This window comes from Aeromonas sp. R5-1 (assembly GCF_040908265.1).
Classification (GTDB): domain Bacteria; phylum Pseudomonadota; class Gammaproteobacteria; order Enterobacterales; family Aeromonadaceae; genus Aeromonas; species Aeromonas caviae.
Genome location: NZ_JBFODJ010000038.1, coordinates 1 through 3,905, shown reverse-complemented (window position 1 = coordinate 3,905; position 3,905 = coordinate 1). Strand labels below are relative to the sequence as shown.

Here is a 3,905-nt window from a genome sequence, read left to right as displayed (position 1 = left end):
GTAACGGAGCTAACAGGAGACCAGCAGATCATTTTGGAGGTATTGGGTGAGCGCTATCGGCAAATTTATTCCTAAATCAGGTGCGGAATGTCGGTTACATCTTTTGCCTTGGTACCGTTTTGAAACAATGAATATGCCTTTGTTAAGGTGCTGTCTGGTAACTTATTCGCTGGCTGTGTAAATTTTGCAAATGCATTCCTATCACCATCGCGGTTAGATATATCGTTATACCGGAGCCCAACTATTTCCTTGAAAGGCCGGCCTCTAATCACGTTAAAGAAAATCACTATAGCTGTATTAAATACATTGAGCTCACCGTCAAATAATTCTCTCCCTAGTGAGGCCTCATATATGAGGCGTAGGTTTTTTCTGACGATGTCTCGGTTTCCTTTGTTATCATGACCAAATAATTTTTTACCAAACTCATCACCATAAATTAAATCGAGAATTTGTTTGATTATATTGAAAGTATGTTCATTAGATAGTCGCTCTATCTTTGTTTGAGGTAGATTAATATCTTCATTGAAAGTTCCGTCGATTATTGATGAGACCAGCTCTTTTTCATCTGTAAATTCGTCAGCATCTGATTCCAATAGAGAGGTTTCTGATAGATGGTAAGAGCTGTTAACTCTAGAAGATAAGAGTTTGGCATTGTTTGTATAAACAAAGCCAAAGTCAAAAGTAGGTTTTTTTGAAAGTCTGCCACTTCTGCCAATTAGGTTCTTGAATGCTAAAGATTTGTCTTCTTCAGATTCACCTTGCATCCTCATATTATCTAACCAGACAATATCAAATGGCATGTTTATACCTTGAGCTAAAGTACTAGTCGCGAAACAAATTTTAGCAAATCCTTCCCTAATGAAATCTTCAATCAAGAATCTTACATTCAGTGGAACTGAACCATGATGAATAACAACCCCAATCCTTAATAATTCAACCAGCTTGGATTTATGATTGTTGTCATTTGCTCCCAGAACATTTTCTACCTCCTTAACTATTTCCAACGCTCTTTTATTTGTTATTTTATCGTAATGGTCAAAAAATTTCTTAAAGCTATCAAGGAAGTCACCACGATAAAGAGATGCTTTCGATACAAAGACTAGAACTGATTTTTTACCATCAAACGCAAATCTTTCAAAATCACTATCCAACTCAATGCAATTATTTAGACGATGACCTTTTTCTATGTAAGGTGAAAAATAATAGTCTTTGCGGTTTTTATGGCCAAAAACAAATATTTTCCCTACGGTGTTGTGAGGGTAAGATCTTGAGTATGAACTTATTTCATTTATAGAATGTTTTTTGAATTGAGCTTCTGGATTATCAACAAATGGATGCGCAAAAATTAATTTTGCCTCTGGATAATGCTTTTGTATCCGTCTGACTAATACATCAAATATAACTCCACGTTCTTTTTCTTCTGAAACTTGAGCTTCATCAAAAAAGAATAAAGATATATTTAGGTTCATATTTGATGTAAATAATTCCCTAGCTCTTTCAGGAGTTAAAATGAATATTCGCCTTAGCTGTCTTTTTGTAAATACATAATCAACAAAAGATGAAATCATAACACTCTTATCATCTTTAAACTTATCTCGCATTGTTTTTATATATTCTGCAATTAATGCACGAGATGGAACGATAATGACACAGTCACCTTGAAGATCAAAAATATAATCTCGAATAGAAAATGATTTTCCTGCACTTGTTGGTGCAGATATAGACACAAACTGTTTGCTTTCTACTGCTGTTCTAACACTAGCTTGAACGGGAGTAAGGTATTCACCAAATCTTTTTTTGTGGTTATGTCCAATGCTAGATAGGATGAAGGAGTATAAATTTTTTGGCTCTGCGTTTTTATAAAATAGGCCTAGGGTAGAAATTATTTTCTCTTCATAAAATGTGAATGTATCTGGGTGGAAAATTTTATAGTAAGTTATGTTTTCTATTATGTTGTTATCTATGGGGCCATCAGAGTGTAATTTCCCAATTAATTTAAGTAGGTCATCTTCTGGACTGCTTGACTCTTTAATATTTTTTATGCTGAACATATCACACCTACTAAATATATTGCAGTGGCACCTTTGGATAAACTTGAGTTACAGATACTATTAAGAGCATTATCCATTATAGATTCATGGTTGTCAGAATTTATCGAGAATGCAGCAATTACACCAAAGTTATCATCATCCAAATTATTTATTGATTCTGCACTTGCTAGATTTTTTAGGTGAACTCTATCTCTGAAATGTTTCTCTTCATTTATAAAGCGTTCTATTTGTGGAATCGCTTTTATATGTGAGTTGATTGAGCCAGAATATTTTGCCTCTCCAAAATTAATAAGGTTTTCTGGGCATTCTGTATGAAAGTCGAAACCTTCATTTTGTTTTCTCTGTGGCTTCCAAATTTCAGCTATAGGTAATGTTTTATGTTCAAACACTATCTCTAAGGCCCGTGATGAACCTATCGAGATCATTATCTCACCAAATTCAGAACCAATTTCATTGCTGTCTTGAAATTTTTTAAATATAGCGACAAGTGCTTCTGCAGTATCATTAGCTGTATAGCTATAAGAACGTTTTGTTCCCTTGTCCATGGAAAGCATCCATGAAGTATCTAGAACAGATTCAGTTAGTTTTTGGGCTATGCATCTTAGATCGTTTACAGTTATTAAACATGATTTTATATTTCCACTTGTTGGAAGCCTATTATGTTTGCATCCCCATTCTTTATCATCCGTTATCACAATACCTCCAATGTTAAAACTCATGTCCAAAATATATATGCTTGATTAGTGTTGTAGGTTCGATTAGCGAAGCGTAATCGGACATTCGAGAAATAAGGTTTTATTACAGGCCTTGTTGATCAAATCCAAAGTCGGATACTCGCTCCCCAACCCGCCGGGCGGGCTTAGTTGACGGCCTGCCGAATAGGCATACCAAGCCCTATGACCTTGTTCATGACTTTCACCCCGGCCAGGATCTCACCCACCTGGGCGTTGTAGCTCCGCAGACTCAGTTTCGGACCGATGAGCTGCTTGAAGCGATACATGGCGGTCTCAGCTATCGAGCGCTGATGATAGCCAGAGTCCTTTTTCCATTGCTCCAGTTCTCCTGCCTTGAGCGCGGCAACCGCCTCGTTGCGTGGATGGCCTTTCTTCCAGAATGCCGCATTCTTTCTCGGCGGTATGGTGGCCTTGATGCCCTTCTTTTGCAGTAGGGCATAACAGGCTCTGGTGTCATAAGCACCATCGGCGCTGACTTGTTCTATCTTGCGGCGCAAGGGGTTGAGCAGCGTGGGCAGCACCTCGTTATCGCCCACCGTTTCCAGGCTGACTTCGGCTGCGACGATGGCATGGGTCGCCGCATCTACGGCCAGGTGAAGCTTGCGCCAGACGCGGCGTTTCTCCTTGCCGTGCTTGCGAATTTTCCATTCGCCCTCGCCATAGACCTTGAGTCCGGTGGCATCGATGACGAGGTGAGCCACCGGGCCATGGCTCGGTAGGCGGTACTTGATTTCGACCGTCTTGGCACGCTTGCTGATACAGCTGTAGTCCGGCGACTGTAAGGGCACCTTCATCAGCTTGAACAGCGAGTTGATGAAGCCTTCCAAGGCACGCAGCGGTAGCTTGAATACCGCCTTGAGCATCAGCGCGGTTTCAATGGCAGAGTCGCTGTAATGGAAGCCTCGCCCCCGGCGGCCATGATGGGTTTGGCAATGCCACTGCTGGATGGCTTGCTCATCCATCCAGACGGTCAACGAACCACGTTGCACCAAGGCTTGGTTGTACTGTTTCCAGTTGCTGATCTTGTGCTTGGACTTGCCCATCTGGCGCTCCCGGTGGTGAACCTAAGAGATCAGATCACCAAACTGCGGGATAGTTCCCTGATTTGAGCAACAACGCC

The 3,905-nt window shown here is 40.4% G+C and carries 3 protein-coding genes; all 3 read right to left on the bottom strand.

All coding sequences use genetic code 11. From position 1 onward, the window contains the following. Window positions 1-71: 71 nt before the first annotated feature. The gene (locus AB5Y64_RS04960) at window positions 72-2,051 is read right to left on the bottom strand and encodes a DEAD/DEAH box helicase (protein WP_368203397.1); all 1,980 of its coding nucleotides are present in this window, start codon (window positions 2,049-2,051) and stop codon (window positions 72-74) included. Continuing rightward, a complete protein-coding gene (locus AB5Y64_RS04955) occupies window positions 2,039-2,596 on the bottom strand; it encodes a hypothetical protein (protein ID WP_319900462.1) in 558 nt (185 codons plus the stop codon). The genes AB5Y64_RS04960 and AB5Y64_RS04955 overlap by 13 nt, the downstream gene beginning before the upstream one ends. A 314-nt stretch (window positions 2,597-2,910) precedes the next feature. After that, window positions 2,911-3,828: an IS5-like element ISEc35 family transposase gene (locus AB5Y64_RS04950; protein ID WP_113979304.1), complete on the bottom strand. Its 918-nt coding sequence runs from the start codon at window positions 3,826-3,828 to the stop codon at window positions 2,911-2,913. Between the last annotated feature and the right edge of the window lie 77 nt (window positions 3,829-3,905).